We start from the raw sequence: 20,329 nt of genomic DNA, 5'->3' as shown, positions 1-20,329 counted from the left end.
CAGCAGGTGGGGTACATTGGTGAGGTTGCTTGACGCAACAGACCCTCCTGTCACGCCCACAAGGGGCGTGGCCGAATTCAATTACTAGACCATAGGAGGTGATGAGGTCCGTGCGTCACTACGAAATCATGATCATTCTGGATCCGAGCCAGGATGAGCGCACTGTAGCCCCGTCCCTGGATAAGTTCCTGGAGATCGTCCGCAAGGAAGACGGCAAGGTTGTGAAGGTTGATGTGTGGGGCAAGCGTCGTCTTGCTTACCCGATCAACAAGAAGGACGAGGGCATCTACGCCGTCGTCGACCTCGAGTGCGAGTCCGCGACCGTTCTTGAACTCGATCGCGTTCTTAACCTGAACGACACTGTCCTGCGCACCAAGGTGCTGCGCGCCGACGCCTAAGAGCGGATACTAGTTCCAAACCAGGCACGTCATTAGAACAGTCACGAGAACTCGCGTAGCAGGAAGGTAAGAACACATGGCACAGGGAGATACCAACATCACGATCGTCGGCAATGCCGTCAATGATCCTGAACTCCGTTTCACCCCCTCGGGTGCAGCGGTGGCCAACTTCCGTATCGCCTCTACTCCCCGTCGGTTCAACTCTCAGACGAACCAGTGGGAAGATGGCGAAGCACTGTTCCTCACCTGCAACGTGTGGCGCCAGGCCGCTGAGAACGTCGCTGAGACGATCTCGAAGGGCATGCGCGTCATCGTGACCGGCCGCCTCCGTCAGCGTTCCTTCCAGAACAAAGATGGCGAAAGCCGCACTGTGTATGAGATTGAGGTCGACGAAGTCGGCCCTTCCCTCAAGTACGCCTCTGCTCAAGTCAACCGCAACCCTCGCGAGGGTGGCGGCAACTTCAGCGGCGGTGGCGGCGGAGGATTCCAGCAGTCTCAGAACAGTGGTGGTTTTGGCGGCAATCAAGGCCAGCAGTCCCAGGGTGGCTTCGGCGGTGGGCAGCAGTCCCCGCAGCAGCCGCAACAGGGTGCTGGTGGCCAGCAGCAGACTCCGAACAACGACCCGTGGGGTTCCGCCCCGCCGGCCGGTGGCTTCGGTGGTGCCGCTGATGATGAGCCTCCGTTCTGATCGAGCAGATTTTCACAACCACAACAGACTTTCCCGCCCCGCACTCCGTGCGTAGCGGCGGGACACACAACGAAAGGGAGGGATCATGAAGCTGATCCTCACCGCTGCCGTTGAAAACCTCGGAGTCGCTGGCGACATCGTCGAGGTCAAGAACGGCTACGGACGCAACTACCTGCTTCCCCGCGGTCTGGCCATTGTGGCCACCCGTGGTGCCGAGAAGCAGATCGAGGGCATCCAGCGTGCCCAGGAGGCTCGCGGTATCCGCGACCTCGACCACGCCCGCGCAGTCCGCGAGCAGCTGGAGGCCCTCACTGGCGTCTCCGTCGCTGTCCGCACCGCCGACAGTGGCAAGCTCTTCGGCTCCGTTAAGGCTGACGACATTGCAGATGCCGTCAAGAAGGCCGGCGGCCCCACCTTGGACAAGCGCAACATTGAGCTGCCCAAGGGTCTCGTGAAGAAGACCGGTAACTACCAGGTTCAGGTCAAGCTCCACGATGACGTGACTGGCAAAATCAACTTTGAGGTCGTCGGCGCGTAATACACGCGCCTGACGGCGGCAGGTTTCCCTACCCGGGATGCCCTGCCCAACGACAACAGCGGACCTACGGCCCCACTGGATGACTGGTGTTTCATCAGTTCTCCCGGTTGGGGCCGTACGTCTGCCCAGGCTGGGGTCGGTCATCGGTGGAAAACTGTGGATAACTCGTGGTGATTCATCTCTCGGCTACCCCCGGGACCACCGCTAGCTACGTCTGCGTGAGGTTTAGCGGCCCGAGGCGGACCTGTCAAATGGCCAGGTAGAGCCAATTATTCACTGGCCAGGCCTAGTTCTTCACAGCCCGGATTACTGGTGTGACCTGTGACTATGCTGATGTGTGTTTGTTGATAGTTCACGGTTATCCACACGTTTTCCACAGGTGTGCGCACAAGGTGAGACACGAACGGGCCGTTCACCTAACGTTGTCCACAGGGGCTGTGGATAACGTGCCCGTTTCGGGGCGTCATTTTTGAGAATTTCTGTGCAGTTTCGCGTCGGGGGTACCCCACGAAGGGTGAGCCGGACAGGCTTCAGCCCACTACACTTCGAGGGGGCAGTGCGCGATGACAAGCGGAAGGAAAGAAGGCGACATGACTTCGGGATTTAACGGAGCGAGCTTCGACGACGACTACGTTCCGCCCGCCGAACCCTCGGAGGATTTTGGGGTTCCGCTGCCGCCGGACGATAACGCACTGCCTGTACGGCAGGCGTCGTCACGCCCCCGCCTTCAGCGGGACAAGGCGGCGGCCGCGCAAGCAGCCTTCAGTGAGTTCCGCAAACCTCCGCATGACCGTGAAGCGGAGCAAGGTGTCCTAGGCGCCATGCTGGTCAGCCCGAACACGGTGATGGAAATCATCGGGGACTTGGGCCCCGAGGACTTCTATCACCCGGCCCACCAGCTGATCTTCTCCGCGATGATTGATCTCTTCGGAGAGGGCATCAACATCGACCCGGTGATCGTCTCAGCCCGCCTCGATCGGCATAACGATCTTGAGCGCGTCGGCGGGGCGCCCTATTTGATCACCCTCATGTCTTCCGTGCCCACGGCGGCTAACGCTCGCTACTACGCGGACATCGTGGCCGAGAAGGCCGTCCTGCGTCGCCTGGTGGACGCCGGTACGCGCGTCGTGCAGCTGGGCTATGAAGGATCCGAGGGTGCGGAGCTGGACACTGTGCTGGACATGGCCCAGCAGCAGGTGTTCTCGGTCGCCCAACGCACAGAGACCGAAGACTACGCCGTGCTGGCCGATGTCATCGACCCGACGATGGAGGAACTCGACAAAATCGCCAACCTGGGTGGACTCGCCCAGGGCGTTCCGACCGGCTTCGTCGACCTCGACAACCTGACCAATGGGCTGCACGGCGGGCAGATGATCATCGTCGCCGCACGACCTGGTGTGGGTAAGTCGACGATTGCTCTGGACTTCATGCGCTCGGCCTCAATCCGCCACGGCAAGGCCTCCGCTATCTTTTCCCTGGAAATGAGCAAGTCCGAAATCGTGATGCGCCTCATGTCCGCTGAGACGGAAATCAAACTTTCCGACATGCGCGCCGGACGGATGACGGATGACCAGTGGACGAAGCTGGCCAACCGCGTCGGGCAGATCGCCGAGGCCCCGTTGTTCATCGACGATTCCCCGAACCTCACCATGATGGAGATCCGCTCTAAGGCCCGCCGCCTCAAGCAGAAGCACGATCTCCAGCTCATCGTCCTCGACTATCTGCAGCTGATGAGCTCGGGCAAAAAGGTCGAGTCCCGCCAGCAGGAAGTCTCCGAGTTCTCCCGTCAGTTGAAGCTGCTAGCCAAAGAGCTCGATGTCCCCCTCATCGCGATCTCGCAGCTTAACCGTGGACCGGAAGCCCGCACCGATAAGCGCCCCCAGCTCGCCGACCTCCGTGAGTCCGGTTCGCTGGAGCAGGATGCTGACATGGTCATGTTGCTCTACCGGCCGGATTCCCAGGATAAGGAAAACGAGCGCTCGGGCGAGGCGGACATCATCTTGGCCAAGCACCGTGGTGGCCCCATCGACACTGTGACGGTGGCGCACCAGCTGCACTACTCGCGTTTCGTCGACCTCGCGCGCGGCTAGCGCCCTCGCGCCTCCCGGGCAGCGATCCGAGTGACCGAGATAATTGAGACCGCTGCTATCGCCGCACCTATGAGGAAAACCGTGGGGTAGCCAATGATCGGCCCCACGAGGGAGATGACGAACGGTGCGAAGAAGCCGAGGTAGGTCAGGGAGTAGAAGATGCCGTTCGCTGCTCCTAAGTCCTCGGGCGGGGCGATGAGGCGGACCTCCCGCAGGCCGGAGACCATCATGATGCCGTAGGCCGCGCCGAGGACCACACCGGCGAGGACGACCAGCCACGGGGAGAGGGTGACGGCGACCGCTACGGAGAGCAACATGCCGATGACGACGAGCCCGAGTCCGAGAATGGCGGGTGGAACGAGGTCGCTGCCGAAGCGGGTGGCAACCGGTTGGATAAACACTCCGGTGAGCATCGTGACGGCGGCGACGAGGCCGGTGTATGCGATCGGCCACGCTAGCTGGTCGATGACGAGTGCCGTGAGGGCGGCGAACGCGGTGGTCACGGCGCCGAAACCCCATGGCGCCCAGGCTGCAACTGCCCAGAGGAAGCGAGAAGAGAGGACGCTGCGGGGGAACCAGGCGCGTCGGCGTGCTCCGGGGTGGGCGGCGCCGCCGGGGGCTCGCCAGGCTAGCGGCGCGATAATCGCGAGCAGGGCGAGGTGGACGAGGTAGGGCAGCAAGTCGGGGCGGGGGAGGAATTGCGCTACCAGCCCGCTGGCAAGCGGGCCCATCCCGAATCCCGCGGAGAGGAAGACCGTGGCGCGGCGGGCCCCCACGTGGACCGGACCTGTGGAGACTTCCTGCAACCATGCGGCACCCGCGGCCATCACGAGTCCCACCGCCATGCCGACGATGAAGCGGCCCGCGGCTAGGAAGACGAAAGACCCACCGACGCCGGCGCACAACACGAGGGACCCGAGGGCGCTGAGCAGCAGGGCGGGGCGGACCATGGCGCGGCGACCGCGGACGTCGGAAAGCGGACCGCCGATGAGGAGGGCGGGGATGAGTCCGGCGGCGTAGATGCCCAGGAGGAAGGTGACGTCCGATTGGGTGAGCCCGGCGACCTCGCGGTAGGCGGGCAGCAATGGGGCGAAGAGGTTTGCGCCGAAGGCGATGACGAACATGCCGAGTCCGATGCGGAGCCAATCGCGAATGGCCATCTCGCCCCCTAACTGACGGTGTGAGCTTCCCGACAACGCTAGCGGAAGAGGGAGGTCAATGCGGTCACCCCTGGATTGGGGTGGTGGACAGTGAGTGGATTCGGGGAAGGGATGAACCGCCCTCCGCAGCGCCGCGTTACCCTGCATCTTTGCAGCCTTTAGGTAAACCTATTTAAGGGCGTAGTTACTTAAGGTTGGCTTAGCAATGGTGCTTGAGCTGCGCAAACTCTCCTACGATGAGGCCTCACAGAGTAAACAACGATGAGCACCCAAGGAGGGGCATCATGACTACCCGCATGGACGAGCACATCTCCGTCGAGCACACCGAGCGCGCCACCATCTTGCATCTCCCGCGCAGCCTCGATGCCATCGCCGCCGCCACCCAGCCGGAGACGCTTATCCAGCGCATCGCGCGCTGGTTCGCCTAGCCGTCGAGGACCTTGCCACGCTGCTCGGGGAGCGTGAGGGTGGTCAGCGCCGCTATGGCAAAGGACACGGCGAACAGTCCGAAGAGGAGGACCGAGCCACCAAAGAGCAACAGCGGCGGCACGATGAGGGGAGCGGAGATGGACGCCAGGCGGCCAAATCCGGCGGCCGCGCCCGTTCCCGCGCCGCGGATATGGCTGGGGTACAGCTCGGGGCCGATGGCGTAGAGAGCTCCCCAGGCGCCCAGGTTGAAGAAGGACAGCAGGCAGCCAGCCAGGATGATCGTCCACTCAGCGTCGGCATTGCCGAAGAAGATGGCGGCCGCGGCGGAACCAGCGAGGAAGGTCGCCAGGGTGGAGCGGCGCCCCCAGGCCTCGATGAGCCAGGCGGCGACGGCGTAACCGGGCAGCTGGGCAAATGTGATGATCAATGTGAATTGGAAGGATTTAACCAGCGTAAAACCGTCTGCCACTAGCAGCGAGGGAATCCAGATGAAGGCCCCGTAGTAGGAGAGGTTGACGCAGAACCACACGATCCATAAGGCGGCCGTGCGGCGGCGCAGACCCGGTGCCCAGATGGACGTGGCGTCGTCGAAGTCTTCCCGGACGATGGTGGGGTCGGCGAGGAGGGCGGCGTCGATACGCGAAAGCTTTTCGGGGTCCACTTGGGCCTCGAAGGAGGAGACCACCTCCTCCGCCTCAGAATGACGGCCCTTGTCTTCGAGGAAACGGACGGACTCGGGAAGGCCGTGGCGGATGACCAAGGCGTAAACGGCGGGAATCATTCCCAGGGCGAGGGCCCAACGCCAGCCATTGTCGGAGGAGGTGACCACGAAGGCGCCGATCATTGCCGCGGCGATCCAGCCGACCGCCCAGAAGGCTTCGAGGATGACCACCATGCGTCCGCGTACCCGGCGGGGGGAGAACTCGGAGACGAGGGTCGAGGCGACGGGGAGCTCGGCGCCCAAGCCAAGGCCGACAATGAAGCGCAGCGCGATGAGGACCGCGAGGCCACCGGCGAGGGCGGACGCGCCTGTGGCCAGGCCGTACACCAGGAGGGTGAGGGCAAAAACTTGCCGACGTCCGATCTTGTCGGCCAGCAATCCGCCAAAGGTGGCGCCCACGGCCATCCCCACGAAACCGATGGAACCGAGCCAAGAAGTCTGAGTGGGGCTCAAACCCCAGTGGACGGCCAACGCCGCCATGATGAAGGAGATCAGGCCGACGTCCATGGCGTCGAGGGCCCAGCCGACGCCGGAGCCGAGGAGTAGTCGGCGGTGTTTGGGGGTGACCGGCAGCCGGTCGAGTCTTTCGTTCCTGGTCAACTGGTCGCTCATGGTGGGAAACACTACTCCACGTCGAGCTCAGTGCAGGGCGTTAAATCCTCTCAGGCGCAAGGAGTTGCTGACCACGAAGACCGAGGAAAAGGCCATGGCAATTCCCGCGAGCATCGGATTGAGGAACCCAAGGGCCGCGACCGGGATGAGGATCACGTTGTAGGCGAACGCCCAGAACAGGTTGCCCTTGATCGTGGTCAGGGTCTTACGGGAGAGCCGAATGGCGTCGACAGCCGAGCGGAGGTCATTGTTCATGAGGGTGATGTCGGAAGCCTCGATGGCGACGTCAGTGCCTGCGCCCATGGCCAAGCCGAGGTCCGCCTGCGCGAGGGCGGCGGCATCGTTGACGCCGTCGCCCACCATGGCGACGTTTCGGCCTTCTTGCTGCAGGCGCGACACGACGTTGACCTTGTCGGCTGGCATGACCTCGGCGATAACTTCTGCGGGATCGATGCCCACTTCCCGGGCCACCGCCTGGGCGGCGCCCGCGTTGTCGCCGGTCAGCAGCATCGGGGTCAATCCCAACGACCGCATCGCGGCGATTGCCTCGGCGGAGCTGGGCTTGACGGTGTCGCGGACGGCGATGATGCCGGCGACGGCGGCGTCGATAAGCACGACCACGGGCGTGGCACCCTCGGCCTGGGCTTGCGTGAACGCCTGCTCCAGGTCGGCGGGCAGGTCTTCGGTGGGCCGTCCCACCGTCACCTGTCGGCCTCCGACGGTGCCGGTCACTCCGACCCCAGGTTCGTTGCGGAAGTCCGTGACCTGCGGGGGTACTGCAACCTCGGCCGCAATAGCCCGGGCGATCGGGTGCTCGGAGGCCGATTCCACGGCGGCGGCCGCCTCCACGACCTCAGTCGAATTGAAGCCGGTGGCGGGTGTGACTGAGGTGACAGACATGGCACCTTCGGTGACCGTGCCGGTCTTGTCCATGACGATGGTGTCCACGCGCCGGGTCTGCTCGAGTACCTCGGGGCCCTTAATGAGCAGACCCAGCTGCGCACCGCGACCCGTACCCACGAGCAGGGCCGTGGGGGTGGCTAGCCCGAGCGCACAGGGGCAAGCGATGATGAGGACGGCGACGGCGGCGGTGAACGCGGGGGCGAGCCCGCTGCCCAGCAGCAGGTGAGCCCCAAAAGTGAGCACGGAGACCGCGATGACGACAGGCACGAAGACCTGGGAAATGCGATCCACCAGCCGCTGCACCGGGGCCTTCTGGGCCTGGGCAACGCTCACGAGCTTGGCCATCTGCGCCAGAGTCGAGTCTTCGCCCACGCGGCTGACCTCGACGAGTAGGCGCCCGGAGGTGTTGATCGTGGCGCCGGTGACGCGCGAACCCGGTCCGACGTCGACGGGGAGGGATTCGCCGGTGAGCATGGACTCATCGACGGCGGAGCGGCCTTCGGTGACGGTGCCATCGGCGGCGATCTTCTCCCCGGGGCGGACGACGATGGTGTCGCCGACGGCGAGGGAGGAGATGGGGATGCGGGCCTCGCGGCCGTCGCGAAGCACGGTGGCATCCTTTGCCCCCATGTCGAGCAGGGCGCGCAGTGCCTCGGAGGAGCGCCCCTTGGCGCGGGTCTCAAACCAGCGGCCGAGCAGGAGGAAGGTGATGACGACCGCGGCGGTCTCCAGATAGATCTCATCCATCGTCGAGTCCGAGGGGAACAGATGCATTTCCATCTTCATGCCCGGGTGGCCGGCGTGCCCGAAGAACAGTGCCCACAGGCTCCACAGGTACGCCGCCGTCGTGCCTAGGGAAATCAGCGAATCCATAGTGAAGGCGCCGTGACGCAGGTTGGCCAGGGCGGCGGTGTGGAAGGGTGCGCCGCCGACGACGTAGACGAGCGTCGCCATCGTCAGCACCGCCCACTGCCAGTTGGTGAACTGGAGAGCGGGAATCATGCTGAGCAGGACAATCGGCACCGTCAGGACGGCGGATCCGATGAGCCGCCGCTTGAGGTCGGCCGCCTCGCTCTGGCGGGCTGCCTCCTGGGGGCTGATGCTTATCGACGCCCCCGTCGGCGCCCCCGTCGGCTCGGCCTCGGGTGGAGTCAGCTCGAAGGCGTCGTACCCGGCGCCGCGCACCACGTCGATGAGCTTGTCAGGGTCTGCCTTGGCGGGGTCGTAGGTGATGGCCGCGGATTCCGTGGCGAAATTGACCGTGGCCTCGACTCCGTCGAGTTTGTTGAGCTTTCTTTCGACTCGGGCGGAGCAGGAGGTGCAGGTCATGCCGGTGACTCCCAGGTCGAGCTCGAGGACGTCGGCGGCAGGTGCGGTGCTAATCATGGTGGACCCATCCGTTGGGGATCTAATCTATGGCCACCACGTTATACCCCTATGGGGTATCTGGCAAGGGTTCTCCGGGGCTGGCAAGGGTTCTCCGGGGCTGGCTAGTCGTCCTGCTTCACCGTGTAGCCAGCATTTTCCACGGCCCGGATGATATCGGCATCAGTGAAGGCGACACCGGTCACGGACACGCGCCCGGTAGCCAGATCGACCTCTACGCCCTGGGTGCCTGGCAGGTCACCAATCTCCTCCTCAACGGAGGCCTTGCAATGCTCACAGGTCATGCCTTCGACGACGTAGTTCTTGATCATGGCAGGGTTCTTCCTCTCGTGCCCCGGCCGCCTTCCATGCTCCGAGAAAACTCCCCGGGGGAATATTGAAGGGCCAGGTAGGGTTGTGACAAAAGAGACTGGATCGCTCCGGTCCGCTAATGACCTTACAAAACGGCTAGTCAGGAGTAATCAATTGGCCACCATTGACGTTACTGAAGCAACTTTCGAAGAGACCGTCACCGCCGAGGGTATCGTCCTCGTCGATGCATGGGCCAGCTGGTGTGGCCCATGTCGCGCTTTCGCCCCGACCTACGAGAAGGCATCGGAGAAGCACACCGACGCAGTCTTCGCCAAGCTAGACACCGAAGCTAACCAGGGTATCGCCTCTGCGCTGCAGATTCAGTCGATTCCCACGCTCATGATCTTCCGCGACGGCATCATGGTTTACCGCGAGGCAGGCGCATTGCCGCCGGCCGCGCTGGAGGATTTGGTTACCCAGGTCAAGGACCTCGATATGGATGAGGTTCGCCGCCAGGTCGCCGAAGCCAACGCCGCTAGCGACGCAGAGCAGGGCTAAATCCCTTCCGCTCGTACAGCCGCCCCGAGAGATCGGGGCGGCTTTGCTGATTCTTGGTTGATTTCGCAGGCGACGCACTGGGCCCGTTCTCTCTAAACTTGTTTAAAGGATCCGGATTCCCGGGATCGACAACACTGCAGTGAGAAAGCGAGACCCCCATCATGGCTAACCCGCTGAGCAAGGGCTGGAAGTACCTCATGGCCTCTTTCGACTCGAAGATCGACCAGAACGCCGATCCAAAGGTCCAGATCCAGCAGGCCACCGAAGCCGCCAAGCAGCAGCACCAGCAGATCACCGAGCAGGCGGCCGCCATCATCGGTAATAAGAAGCAGCTGGAGATGAAACTCGACCGCCTGATTAAGTCCCAGGCGGAGCATCAGGAGCAGGCCCGCACCGCCATCATGGCCGCCGACAAGGCCGCCGCCGATGGGGATGCGGTAAAGGCCCAAGAGTTCGGCAACACTGCCGAGATCTTCGCCACTCAGCTCGTTTCCGTAGAGCAGCAGCTGGAGGAGACGAAGGCTCTGCACGAGCAGGCCACGCAAGCCGCCGCCCAGGCGCAACAGCAGCAAAAAGAGTCCGAGATGCGCCTCAAAGAGCAGCTGGCCCAAATCGATCAGCTGCGCGCCCAGGCCGATCAGGCTGCCATGCAGGAGCAGACCACGCGGGCAATGGACACCATGAGCGAGCTGCGTCCGAACGACAACGTGCCGACGCTGGACGCAGTGCGCGACAAGATCGAACGTCGATACGCAGAGGCTCTCGGCGCGCAGGAACTGGCCCAGCACTCCGTCGACGACCGCATGGCCGAAATTGCCACCGCCGGCACTGACATGAAGGCCGCGGCGCGCCTGGCGGAAATCCGCGCTTCCCTGGCGGGAGAGTCCGCGCCGGAAGCCATTGAAGCAGGCGAGACTGCTGAAGCGTCAGAGGACGAAGCCGTCGTGGTGGAAGAAGTGGGCGAAACCGAGGAGAAGAAGGACTAACCAAGTCCCCTTCCCCTAGGTTTTCTAGGACTCGCGGCGGTAGCTCACCAGCACCCCGCGGATCCCCGAGTGGAAGCCGTCCCGGAGATTGACGCGCTGGGTCTCGCTGAGCGTGTACTCGTGCAGAGTTTCGCACGCGAATTGCAGCAGGGGCCGATCGATCTCGGGGGGAAGGCCACCGCCGGAGAGCAAGTGCGCTTGGTCGCGCTGATCGATGGTGGCGGCATTCTCATACCACCAGGTCGCATACTGTTGGCCCACGTCGAAGGGGGTCTGGAAACCGGCGGATGTCCACACCTCTTCCGGCAACGGCACGTAGCGCGAACGCAGCTTGCGGCGCGGTGCCATCATGGACGGTTTGGGAATGGAAGCCGGAGTGGGAGCAACCGAGGACTCCTCCGCGAACTCCTTCGGTCCAGGCTTCGGAGTCTCCCGGGAGAGCTCCTGCTCTACCGCGGAGCGCTCCTCTTCGGGAGTGTCACGCTCCGGGGTGTATTCCGCCTGCGCGGTTGGGGTAACCGGGGTGGGCTCCACGACGTCGCACATTTCAACATCTGAAGGTGGGGCGGATGCTGGTTCTGTGGTAGCAGCGGGGATGGGGGGCGACTGGTCCTGGCGAGGTTCCGGGGGCAGAAACGAGGGGATTGCCCCGTTCGGGACGGTGGTCATGCCGGGTTCCTCGAAGGGTTCGGCATCACCAAGCGGCCGGGAGCGAACGACCGGCGGCAGCGGGCCCTCGAGCACTTGCAACTGCATGGCGTCGGTGAAATCCTCGCGCGGGTCGAGGATAGTGGTGGAATCGCAGGCGTGGCGCAGCGCGGCGGACATGGAGTCCCAGCCGAATCCGTACAGGTGCACGCGGATTCCGTTTTCGGTGGCTTCTTGGACGCCGGGGATCATGTCGGCATCGCCAGAAACGAGCACGAAGTCCGAGAACTGCTGGCGGACCGCAGCGGCAACCATGTCCGCTACGAGGCGGGTATCCACTGCCTTTTGAGTGCGGCGCTCGCCCCACTCGATGAGTTGGCCCGCGCGCAGCTGCACGCCGTCGCAGGTGCGTAGCGCGCGTTGGTAGCGGTGTGGACCATTGTCGGGGATGCCGTCGTACCACAGCTGCCGATGGATGGGTTGGCGGAGTTGATTTTGGACCATCGAGTCGAGGACATTAACCACCTCCGGGAGGTCGATTTCTAATTGGGCGCGGGCACCCGTCTCCCACGAGTTGTAGAAGCTCGCGAGCAGGTAGGAGGTGTCAACGAGGACCAATGTGCGTTCAAGCATGGCTCCTAATTTCTATGTTTGTCGGGGATTCTAAGTCGATTTGTTCATTACCAGCATGCCCTAATTGGGGCTGTCACGTCGATGTTGGTCCCCGAAAGTGCGCTGAGCCTTGTGCAGGTGCATTTACGGACCTATAGTTAGTTAGCAAACTAACCAACCAACCAACAGGGAGGTGGTGCATGGACGACTCGACGGCCCCGTTGTTTCGACAGATCGCCAACCTCATCGAAGATTCCATCGTCGATGGCAACCTACCTGCCGGCTCCCGTGCCCCCTCAACCAACGAACTGGCCGAGTTTCACCAGATCAACCCGGCGACTGCGCGGAAAGGCATCACCCTCCTCGTCGAAAGCGGGGTGCTGGAAAAGAAACGCGGTATCGGCATGTTCGTCACCGACAAGGCTCGTGACATCATTCTCGCGCGCCGCAGCGAGGAGTTCGCCGCCTCCTACCTGGTCCCGCTTATCGACGAGGCCGTCAAGCTCGACATCACCCGCACCGACATCCACCGACTCATCGACGCCGTTGCAGAAAGCCGAGGTCTCTACCGATGACCACCCCGCTGATCCATGCCAGAGGCCTCTCCGTCGGATACGGCCGCGGCCAGGTCGTCTCCGATCTGGACTTCTCACTTGCCGCTGGCCAGGTCCACGGCCTCATCGGCCCCAACGGTGCCGGTAAAACCACCCTCCTCCGCGCCCTCGCCGGGCGCCTGCTTGTCGACGGCCGCCTCACCGTCTTCGGTGCCGCGCCCTTCGACAATCCAGTTGTCCTGGATCGCACCGTCCTGGCCGGTATCGACGCTCCGCTTCCTGAGGGATGGAATCTAGAGAAAGTATGCGTGGTTGGCGCGGCCCGCCACCGGGGTTGGCGGGCTGAACGCGCCGAGGAACTCGCTCGGCGCTTCGAGGTACCCCGCCACACCTCATATTCCCAGCTCTCTCGCGGCCAAAAATCCGCCGCTTCCATTGTTTATGCCTGCGCAAGCGGTTGTGAACTCATGCTGCTCGACGAACCCTACCTCGGCTTCGATGCCGGCAAGCGGGAGGCCTTCTACCGCACCCTCCGCGAAGAAATGGAAACTCAGCCCCGCACCATCGTCATGTCGACACATCACTTGCATGAATCGGAGCGCCTTCTCGACAGCATCCTCTTCATCGACTCGGGTTGTGTCCGTATAAACGGCCCAGTGGGAGACATCGCCGAGCGCATCATCGAGCTAACCGGACCCGCCGAGGAGATCGATCACGTGCTCAATCGACTAGGCGTGAGGGAGCTATCTCGAACCGATATGAGTTTGGGCAGCCGAAGCATCGTCGACCTCCGCGAGAAACCAGAGCTTATCGACGCCGTCTTCGATCTCGCCTGCCACAATGGCGGTCGCGTGCGCGTCGCTGAGGTCACCCTCGAGAAGGCGGTCGCAGCTCTGGGTGAGGAGGAGAGATGAACTCGGTAGCTCACCGGTGGAGAATGGCCCGCTACCTGCTGTTAACCCCTCAGAACATCATCAACTTCCTTATCTTCGCCCCGGCGGTGACCTTCAATGCTGCCACTGTCGGTGGCTGGTGGGGACTACTGCTCATCGTCATCTATCCCGTCCTTCGCCCAACCTGGGAGCCCTATGAGGCGTTGGGTCTGAACAAGGCGACCTGGCGCCGGCACCGGCGGCTGGCCGTGACCGCAGTGGCACCTTTGCTGCTACTCGAGGTCGCGTTGCTGTCCCCGGCAGATCCCCGTTGGGTACTGCCGTCCAGCATTCTCGCCTTGTGGCTTATTGCCATGGTGTGGCCAGGGCAGCCCACCCGGAGCATCGAACGGCTGCTTGTTTCGGGTGATACTCCGAGTGAATCCACCAAGTCCGCAATCATCTACCGGCCGCAGGCTCTCACCTGGCTGATGACGTGGGGCGGCGGGCTCGCCTTGCTTTTGCTCCTGGCGGCGCTCTTTTACACTCGTGGTAGCTTCCTCGACGGGGCGATGCAGGTCAGGCTAATCGTGTGGTTAGCGACCATAGTCGGGTCACTATTCGGAATGAGCGCGATTGGTCGCTCGCTGCGGGACTGGCAAAGCATGGGAGGAACCAGGAAGGACTGGGCGAGCGCATCGGCTTTTGCCGGACTTCTGAGCGTTGGATTTAGCGTCCTCGTAGCCGGAGTCGACCACCTCCTCCTCTTTCCTGGGCACCTCGACGAATCACTGAGCTTTGTTGTCCTCGGATTCCTCGCGCCTCTTTTCGCCCTCACCTTGGAGCTGACCGATCGCAGAACTTGGCCGGTCGCCCTCCTCTTATCTACTGCTGCCGGTGGACTGGCCCTGTCCCTGCTGTTTGGCCTCATCAGCGGTTGGGTAGGCGTGGCAGCTGCAGCTACCTTCTATTTGGCCTTCTCCGTTTGGCTTCCGACCATGGCTCGTCGATTCACGCCCTTCGGCGGCGGCATGAGTGATTGGCTCGGATTGAACGCTAAACCTTCGACATAGTGCAACCGATTTCTTAGCTCTGACCTGGGGAGTTGTGTTGGTCTGGGTGGGTGTGTAACTTTAATGAAGTCAGCGCGACCGACAGCGCCCCGCAGACAGAGACTCGCAAGAGGATCTGGAGTGCGTGCAGGCGAGAGGAAAACAGGCCCTGACCAAACATTTTAGCTAGCCTGCTATCACGGCTGTGCCCTTGTGGGGGTGTGGTTGGTGTGGTGTGGTGATGTTGTGTGAGAACTCAATAGTGTGCCAATGTACTTTTGTTTGTGATGATGATTGTGCTGTTGGCCAGCTGTGCCCTCCGGCGTGTTGTTTGGTGGGTGTGGTTGGTGTGTGCCGGGTGGTACCTCTTCTTGGATCGGGTGCCACGGTAAATAACGCGCCATGTGCATGTCCTTGCCTGTGTGGTGGGGTGTGTGGGTGGTGAGTGTGTCCGGTACGTGCAGTGATGTATATCGTTGTCGTATATTTTTTTGCCCACCTTGTATCTTCCCCGTCGGGTTGTGGGGGTGGGTGTGAGCAGTTGATGATTTTTTAATCGTTGGTTGTTTGTTTTTTGGTTGGGTTTTGGGCTCTGCCTGGAATTGTTTCTTCTGAAATTTTTTTATGGAGAGTTTGATCCTGGCTCAGGACGAACGCTGGCGGCGTGCTTAACACATGCAAGTCGAACGGAAAGGCCTCAGCTTGCTGGGGTACTCGAGTGGCGAACGGGTGAGTAACACGTGGGTGATCTGCCTCGTACTTCGGGATAAGCTTGGGAAACTGGGTCTAATACCGGATATAACCTTCCTTTAGTGTGGTGGGTGGAAAGTTTTTCGGTACGAGATGAGCCCGCGGCCTATCAGCTTGTTGGTGGGGTAATGGCCTACCAAGGCGTCGACGGGTAGCCGGCCTGAGAGGGTGGACGGCCACATTGGGACTGAGATACGGCCCAGACTCCTACGGGAGGCAGCAGTGGGGAATATTGCACAATGGGCGCAAGCCTGATGCAGCGACGCCGCGTGGGGGATGACGGCCTTCGGGTTGTAAACCTCTTTCGCTAGGGACGAAGCTGCCCTTTGTGGGGTGGTGACGGTACCTGGATAAGAAGCACCGGCTAACTACGTGCCAGCAGCCGCGGTAATACGTAGGGTGCGAGCGTTGTCCGGAATTACTGGGCGTAAAGAGCTCGTAGGTGGTTTGTCGCGTCGTCTGTGAAATTCCGGGGCTTAACTCCGGGCGTGCAGGCGATACGGGCAATACTTGAGTGCTGTAGGGGAGACTGGAATTCCTGGTGTAGCGGTGAAATGCGCAGATATCAGGAGGAACACCAATGGCGAAGGCAGGTCTCTGGGCAGTAACTGACGCTGAGGAGCGAAAGCATGGGTAGCGAACAGGATTAGATACCCTGGTAGTCCATGCCGTAAACGGTGGGCGCTAGGTGTAGGGGTCTTCCACGACTTCTGTGCCGTAGCTAACGCATTAAGCGCCCCGCCTGGGGAGTACGGCCGCAAGGCTAAAACTCAAAGGAATTGACGGGGGCCCGCACAAGCGGCGGAGCATGTGGATTAATTCGATGCAACGCGAAGAACCTTACCTGGGCTTGACATATACGGGATCGCCGCAGAGATGTGGTTTCCCTTGTGGCTCGTATACAGGTGGTGCATGGTTGTCGTCAGCTCGTGTCGTGAGATGTTGGGTTAAGTCCCGCAACGAGCGCAACCCTTGTCTTATGTTGCCAGCACGTTATGGTGGGGACTCATGAGAGACTGCCGGGGTCAACTCGGAGGAAGGTGGGGATGACGTCAAATCATCATGCCCCTTATGTCCAGGGCTTCACACATGCTACAATGGTCGGTACAACGCGTTGCCAGCCCGTGAGGGTGCGCTAATCGCTGAAAGCCGGCCTCAGTTCGGATTGGGGTCTGCAACTCGACCCCATGAAGTCGGAGTCGCTAGTAATCGCAGATCAGCAACGCTGCGGTGAATACGTTCCCGGGCCTTGTACACACCGCCCGTCACGTCATGAAAGTTGGTAACACCCGAAGCCAGTGGCCCAACCTGTTTACAGGGGGGAGCTGTCGAAGGTGGGATCGGCGATTGGGACGAAGTCGTAACAAGGTAGCCGTACCGGAAGGTGCGGCTGGATCACCTCCTTTCTAAGGAGCTTAAATATTTTTCTCACTCACGTTGAGTAGTCACCATTTTCTTGCTGGTCACAGTTGTGGTCGGTGGGTGTGTGTCTGGTGGGTGGTTGGTGGTTGGTGGTCACAAGTGTTGACCCGCCATCGTAAATTATCGGGTGGATCGCATACCACGTGTGGTTGACAGGTGATTGTTGTCGCAAGCGTAAATTATGGTGCATTGGCATGCTGTTGGGTGTCTGGGACAACATCGTTTTTGTTGTTTCGTGATCATGTCTGTGTCGCATCGTCGTGTCTGACCTGGGTTTATGTCCTGGTGGGTGGTGGTGTGGTGTGGGGGTGGTGTGTTGTGTGAGAACTGTATAGTGGACGCGAGCATCTTTATTTTTGGTAGAGAGCATTTTGTAAGTGTTTTGTGTTGTGTGTTCACCGCACACGCGCTGGTTGCCTTGGTTCCTTGGTGTGCCCTTTTTTTGGGTGGGCTGGGGGTTGGGTGGTTGGTGTGTGTGGGTGTGTGTTTGTGTAAGGGCACATGGTGGATGCCTTGGCATGCTGAGCCGATGAAGGACGTGTGAGTCTGCGTTAAGCCTCGGGGAGTTGACAACTAAGCGTTGATCCGAGGATGTCCGAATGGGGGAACCCGGCCATCGTTATGGGTGGTCACCTCACGATGAATTCATAGTCGTGGTGGAGGTTGACGCGGGGAAGTGAAACATCTCAGTACCCGCAGGAGAGGAAAATAAATAATGATTCCGCTAGTAGTGGCGAGCGAACGTGGATGAGGCTAAACCGTGTGTGTGTGTGATACCTGACAGGGGTTGCGCATGCGGTGTTGTGGGATGCACCTGTGGTGGGGCTGTTGACCCGCCGCGCATTACTATGAGTTGAGCGGAAGTGGTTTGGGATGGCCTGCCGGAGTGGGTGAGAGTCCCGTACGTTAATAGCTTGTGGTGTGTGTTGGTGTTGTCCCGAGTAGCAGCGGGCTCGTGAAATCTGCTGTGAATCTGCCGGGACCACCCGGTAAGCCTAAATACTCAGTGTGACCGATAGCGGATAGTACCGTGAGGGAATGGTGAAAAGTACCCCGGGAGGGGAGTGAAATAGTACCTGAAACCATGTGCTTACAATCCGTCAGAGCACCTCTTGTGTGTGATGGCGTGCCTTTTGAAGAATGAGCCTGCGAGTCAGCGGCATGTCGCGAGGTTAACCCGTGTGGGGTAGTCGTAGCGAAAGCGAATCCTAACGAGGGTGTTGTTAGTGGCATGTCCTGGACCCGAAGCGGAGTGATCTACCCATGGCCAGTGTGAAGCAGAGGTAAGACTTTGTGGAGGCGCGAACCCACTTAGGTTGAAAACTGAGGGGATGAGTTGTGGGTAGGGGTGAAAGGCCAATCAAACTCCGTGATAGCTGGTTCTCCCCGAAATGCATTTAGGTGCAGCGTTGTGTGTTGCTTGCTGGAGGTAGAGCTACTGGTTGGTTGAGCGGGACGACAATCTTAGCAATGTCAGCCAAACTCCGAATGCCGGTTAAGTTGAGCACAGCAGTGAGACTGTGGGGGATAAGCTTCATAGTCGAGAGGGAAACAGCCCAGATCGCCGGCTAAGGCCCCTAAGCGTGTACTAAGTGGAAAAGGATGTGGGATCGCGAAGACAGCCAGGAGGTTGGCTTAGAAGCAGCCATCCTTGAAAGAGTGCGTAATAGCTCACTGGTCGAGTGGTTCTGCGCCGACAATGTAGTGGGGCTCAAGTACACCGCCGAAGCCGCGGCAACAACCCGCCTTTTGGGGTGGGTGTTGGGTAGGGGAGCGTCGTGCACAGCTGTGAAGCGTTACCGTGAGGGGGCGTGGAGTGTGTGCGAGTGAGAATGCAGGCATGAGTAACGATTGATGAGTGAGAATCTCATCCGCCGGATGACTAAGGGTTCCTGGGTCAAGTTCGTCTTCCCAGGGTGAGTCGGGACCTAAGGCGAGGCCGACAGGCGTAGTCGATGGACAACCAGTTGATATTCTGGTACCCGTGTATGTGCGCCCATGTGTGAATCAGTGATACTAACCGCCCGCGATCATCGCCTGACTGCAGTTTTGCTGTGGTTGGTGGTGTGAGTGCGTGGGGCCTGAACTGGTAGTAGCCAAGTGATGGGGTGACGCAGTGGGGTAGCTAAGCCACTTATTGGATTGTGGTGTAAGCGTGTGGCACGAGGGGAGTGGTAAATCCGCCCCTCATTTAGTGTGAGGCGTGATGCGTAGCCCCTTTGGGGTGAAGTTGGTGATCCCGTACTGTCGAGAAAAGCCTCTAGCGATGTATGTATATGGCCCGTACCCTAAACCGACACAGGTAGTCAGGTAGAGAATACTAAGGCGTTCGGGTGAACTGTGGTTAAGGAACTCGGCAAAATGCCCCCGTAACTTCGGGAGAAGGGGGGCCACTGTTGGTGACACATCTTTGCGGTGTGGTTGCTGGTGGTGGTCGCAGAGAATAGAGGGAAGCGACTGTTTATTAAAAACACAGGTCCGTGCGAAAACGTTGAAGTTGAGGTATACGGACTGACGCCTGCCCGGTGCTGGAAGGTTAAGAGGACCTGTTAGATCTCACTTGTGGGGTCGAAGCGGAGAATTTAAGCCCCAGTAAACGGCGGTGGTAACTATAACCATCCTAAGGTAGCGAAATTCCTTGTCGGGTAAGTTCCGACCTGCACGAATGGCGTAACGACTTCCCTGCTGTCTCAACCACAGGCCCGGTGAAATTGCAGTACGAGTAAAGATGCTCGTTACGCGCGGCAGGACGAAAAGACCCCGGGACCTTCACTATAGCTTGGTATTGGTGTTCGGTTCGGTTTGTGTAGGATAGGTGGGAGACTTAGATCATGTGACGCTAGTTGTGTGTGAGTCGTTGTTGAAATACCACTCTGATCGGATTGGATACCTGAACCTTGGCCCATGATCTGGGTTGGGGACAGTGCCTGGTGGGTAGTTTAACTGGGGCGGTTGCCTCCCAAAATGTAACGGAGGCGCCCAAAGGTTCCCTCAGCCTGGTTGGTAATCAGGTGGTGAGTGTAAGTGCACAAGGGAGCTTGACTGTGAGAGTGACAGCTCGAGCAGGGACGAAAGTCGGGACTAGTGATCCGGCACCTACTTGTGGAAGTGGTGTCGCTCAACGGATAAAAGGTACCCCGGGGATAACAGGCTGATCTTCCCCAAGAGTCCATATCGACGGGATGGTTTGGCACCTCGATGTCGGCTCGTCGCATCCTGGGGCTGGAGTAGGTCCCAAGGGTTGGGCTGTTCGCCCATTAAAGCGGCACGCGAGCTGGGTTTAGAACGTCGTGAGACAGTTCGGTCTCTATCCGCCGCGCGCGTAGAAACTTGTGGAAGGCTGTCCCTAGTACGAGAGGACCGGGACGGACGTACCTCTGGTGTGCCAGTTGTTCCGCCAGGAGCAGGGCTGGTTGGCTACGTACGGAAGGGATAACCGCTGAAAGCATCTAAGCGGGAAGCCTGTTTCGAGATGAGGTTTCATGTGAGGTCCCCTGGAGATGACGGGGTTGATAGGCCAGATCTGGACGCATTGTAAGGTGTGGAGGTGACTGGTACTAATAGACCGACGAAACACACGCGCACGCTTGAGTGATTGAGTGTGGTGGTGTTGCGCAACGTAACAAAAATAAACCAATGATCGCCCTTGTGGTGGTTGG

General features: G+C 60.6%; 15 protein-coding genes and 2 rRNA genes. 12 read left to right on the top strand and 5 right to left on the bottom strand.

Going from position 1 to position 20,329, the window contains the following annotated elements; translation table 11 throughout:
• Positions 1 to 110 precede the first annotated feature (110 nt).
• From rpsF to dnaB, 4 genes are all read left to right on the top strand, one after another.
• Positions 111 to 398, top strand: coding sequence for a 30S ribosomal protein S6 (rpsF, locus tag CATRI_RS12770; RefSeq protein WP_290218214.1), 288 nt, complete (start codon positions 111 to 113; stop codon positions 396 to 398).
• A 76-nt stretch (positions 399 to 474) separates the two neighbouring features.
• Complete coding sequence (locus CATRI_RS12765) at positions 475 to 1,086, top strand: single-stranded DNA-binding protein (protein WP_290218212.1); 612 nt, start codon at positions 475 to 477, stop codon at positions 1,084 to 1,086.
• An 85-nt stretch (positions 1,087 to 1,171) separates the two neighbouring features.
• A complete protein-coding gene (gene rplI, locus CATRI_RS12760) occupies positions 1,172 to 1,624 on the top strand; it encodes a 50S ribosomal protein L9 (protein ID WP_047254027.1) in 453 nt (150 codons plus the stop codon).
• Between the two features lie 590 nt (positions 1,625 to 2,214).
• The gene (dnaB, locus tag CATRI_RS12755) at positions 2,215 to 3,714 is read left to right on the top strand and encodes a replicative DNA helicase (protein WP_290218207.1); all 1,500 of its coding nucleotides are present in this window, start codon (positions 2,215 to 2,217) and stop codon (positions 3,712 to 3,714) included.
• Here the strand turns inward: dnaB and CATRI_RS12750 are convergent.
• The gene (locus CATRI_RS12750) at positions 3,711 to 4,874 is read right to left on the bottom strand and encodes an MFS transporter (RefSeq protein ID WP_290218205.1); all 1,164 of its coding nucleotides are present in this window, start codon (positions 4,872 to 4,874) and stop codon (positions 3,711 to 3,713) included. The genes dnaB and CATRI_RS12750 overlap by 4 nt on opposite strands.
• Positions 4,875 to 5,158: 284 nt before the next feature.
• Between CATRI_RS12750 and CATRI_RS12745 the strand changes: the two genes are divergently transcribed.
• Positions 5,159 to 5,302 (top strand): hypothetical protein, encoded by a 144-nt coding sequence (locus tag CATRI_RS12745; protein WP_290218203.1) that lies wholly within the window; start codon positions 5,159 to 5,161, stop codon positions 5,300 to 5,302.
• Here CATRI_RS12745 and CATRI_RS12740 read toward each other — a convergent pair.
• The 3 genes from CATRI_RS12740 to CATRI_RS12730 form a co-directional block, all read right to left on the bottom strand.
• Complete coding sequence (locus CATRI_RS12740; RefSeq protein WP_290218199.1) at positions 5,299 to 6,636, bottom strand: MFS transporter; 1,338 nt, start codon at positions 6,634 to 6,636, stop codon at positions 5,299 to 5,301. The genes CATRI_RS12745 and CATRI_RS12740 overlap by 4 nt on opposite strands.
• A 27-nt stretch (positions 6,637 to 6,663) precedes the next feature.
• Entirely contained in the window at positions 6,664 to 8,925 is a 2,262-nt protein-coding gene (locus CATRI_RS12735) for a heavy metal translocating P-type ATPase (RefSeq protein WP_290218197.1), read from the bottom strand.
• Between the two features lie 104 nt (positions 8,926 to 9,029).
• Positions 9,030 to 9,236, bottom strand: a complete 207-nt coding sequence (locus tag CATRI_RS12730) for a heavy-metal-associated domain-containing protein (RefSeq protein ID WP_290218194.1) — start codon at positions 9,234 to 9,236, stop codon at positions 9,030 to 9,032.
• 154 nt (positions 9,237 to 9,390) lie between these two features.
• On the opposite strand from CATRI_RS12730, the gene trxA reads away from it, so the two are divergent.
• Together trxA and CATRI_RS12720 are read left to right on the top strand one after the other, a co-directional pair.
• Positions 9,391 to 9,774: a thioredoxin gene (gene trxA / locus CATRI_RS12725; protein WP_290218192.1), complete on the top strand. Its 384-nt coding sequence runs from the start codon at positions 9,391 to 9,393 to the stop codon at positions 9,772 to 9,774.
• 161 nt (positions 9,775 to 9,935) lie between these two features.
• The gene (locus tag CATRI_RS12720; RefSeq protein ID WP_290218189.1) at positions 9,936 to 10,760 is read left to right on the top strand and encodes a PspA/IM30 family protein; all 825 of its coding nucleotides are present in this window, start codon (positions 9,936 to 9,938) and stop codon (positions 10,758 to 10,760) included.
• 24 nt (positions 10,761 to 10,784) lie between these two features.
• Here CATRI_RS12720 and CATRI_RS12715 read toward each other — a convergent pair whose 3' ends face one another.
• Positions 10,785 to 12,041 (bottom strand): NYN domain-containing protein, encoded by a 1,257-nt coding sequence (locus tag CATRI_RS12715; RefSeq protein ID WP_290218187.1) that lies wholly within the window; start codon positions 12,039 to 12,041, stop codon positions 10,785 to 10,787.
• A 179-nt stretch (positions 12,042 to 12,220) separates the two neighbouring features.
• Here CATRI_RS12715 and CATRI_RS12710 point away from each other — a divergent pair, with 179 nt between their 5' ends.
• The 5 genes from CATRI_RS12710 to CATRI_RS12690 all read left to right on the top strand — a co-directional run bounded on the left by CATRI_RS12710 (position 12,221) and on the right by CATRI_RS12690 (position 20,251).
• A complete protein-coding gene (locus tag CATRI_RS12710; RefSeq protein ID WP_290218184.1) occupies positions 12,221 to 12,595 on the top strand; it encodes a GntR family transcriptional regulator in 375 nt (124 codons plus the stop codon).
• On the top strand, positions 12,592 to 13,488 hold the full coding sequence (locus CATRI_RS12705) for an ATP-binding cassette domain-containing protein (protein WP_290218183.1): 897 nt from the start codon (positions 12,592 to 12,594) through the stop codon (positions 13,486 to 13,488). The genes CATRI_RS12710 and CATRI_RS12705 overlap by 4 nt, the downstream gene beginning before the upstream one ends.
• Positions 13,485 to 14,519: a hypothetical protein gene (locus tag CATRI_RS12700; protein WP_290218180.1), complete on the top strand. Its 1,035-nt coding sequence runs from the start codon at positions 13,485 to 13,487 to the stop codon at positions 14,517 to 14,519. Before CATRI_RS12705 ends, CATRI_RS12700 begins: the two co-directional genes overlap by 4 nt.
• Positions 14,520 to 15,119: 600 nt before the next feature.
• Positions 15,120 to 16,654 (top strand): 16S ribosomal RNA (locus CATRI_RS12695).
• Positions 16,655 to 17,151: 497 nt separating this feature from the next.
• Positions 17,152 to 20,251 (top strand): 23S ribosomal RNA (locus tag CATRI_RS12690).
• The 16S and 23S rRNA genes sit together here, the layout of an rRNA operon.
• The last annotated feature ends 78 nt before the right edge of the window (positions 20,252 to 20,329 follow it).

The sequence above is a fragment of the Corynebacterium atrinae genome (assembly GCF_030408455.1).
Taxonomy (GTDB): Bacteria; Actinomycetota; Actinomycetes; order Mycobacteriales; family Mycobacteriaceae; genus Corynebacterium; species Corynebacterium atrinae.
The sequence above is the reverse complement of the archived record's forward strand: the minus strand, read 5'-3'. Positions and strand labels throughout refer to the sequence as shown.

Bases quoted from the DNA above. Each gene is read 5' to 3' on its own strand.
- CATRI_RS12750 (WP_290218205.1), bottom strand. From the start codon at position 4,874: ATGGCCATTCGCGATTGGCTCCGCATCGGACTCGGCATGTTCGTCATC.
- CATRI_RS12715 (WP_290218187.1), bottom strand. From the start codon at position 12,041: ATGCTTGAACGCACATTGGTCCTCGTTGACACCTCCTACCTGCTCGCG.
- CATRI_RS12700 (WP_290218180.1), top strand. From the start codon at position 13,485: ATGAACTCGGTAGCTCACCGGTGGAGAATGGCCCGCTACCTGCTGTTA.
- CATRI_RS12730 (WP_290218194.1), bottom strand. From the start codon at position 9,236: ATGATCAAGAACTACGTCGTCGAAGGCATGACCTGTGAGCATTGCAAG.
- CATRI_RS12710 (WP_290218184.1), top strand. From the start codon at position 12,221: ATGGACGACTCGACGGCCCCGTTGTTTCGACAGATCGCCAACCTCATC.
- CATRI_RS12720 (WP_290218189.1), top strand. From the start codon at position 9,936: ATGGCTAACCCGCTGAGCAAGGGCTGGAAGTACCTCATGGCCTCTTTC.
- CATRI_RS12735 (WP_290218197.1), bottom strand. From the start codon at position 8,925: ATGATTAGCACCGCACCTGCCGCCGACGTCCTCGAGCTCGACCTGGGA.
- CATRI_RS12740 (WP_290218199.1), bottom strand. From the start codon at position 6,636: ATGAGCGACCAGTTGACCAGGAACGAAAGACTCGACCGGCTGCCGGTC.
- CATRI_RS12765 (WP_290218212.1), top strand. From the start codon at position 475: ATGGCACAGGGAGATACCAACATCACGATCGTCGGCAATGCCGTCAAT.
- CATRI_RS12745 (WP_290218203.1), top strand. From the start codon at position 5,159: ATGACTACCCGCATGGACGAGCACATCTCCGTCGAGCACACCGAGCGC.
- CATRI_RS12705 (WP_290218183.1), top strand. From the start codon at position 12,592: ATGACCACCCCGCTGATCCATGCCAGAGGCCTCTCCGTCGGATACGGC.
- dnaB (WP_290218207.1), top strand. From the start codon at position 2,215: ATGACTTCGGGATTTAACGGAGCGAGCTTCGACGACGACTACGTTCCG.
- rplI (WP_047254027.1), top strand. From the start codon at position 1,172: ATGAAGCTGATCCTCACCGCTGCCGTTGAAAACCTCGGAGTCGCTGGC.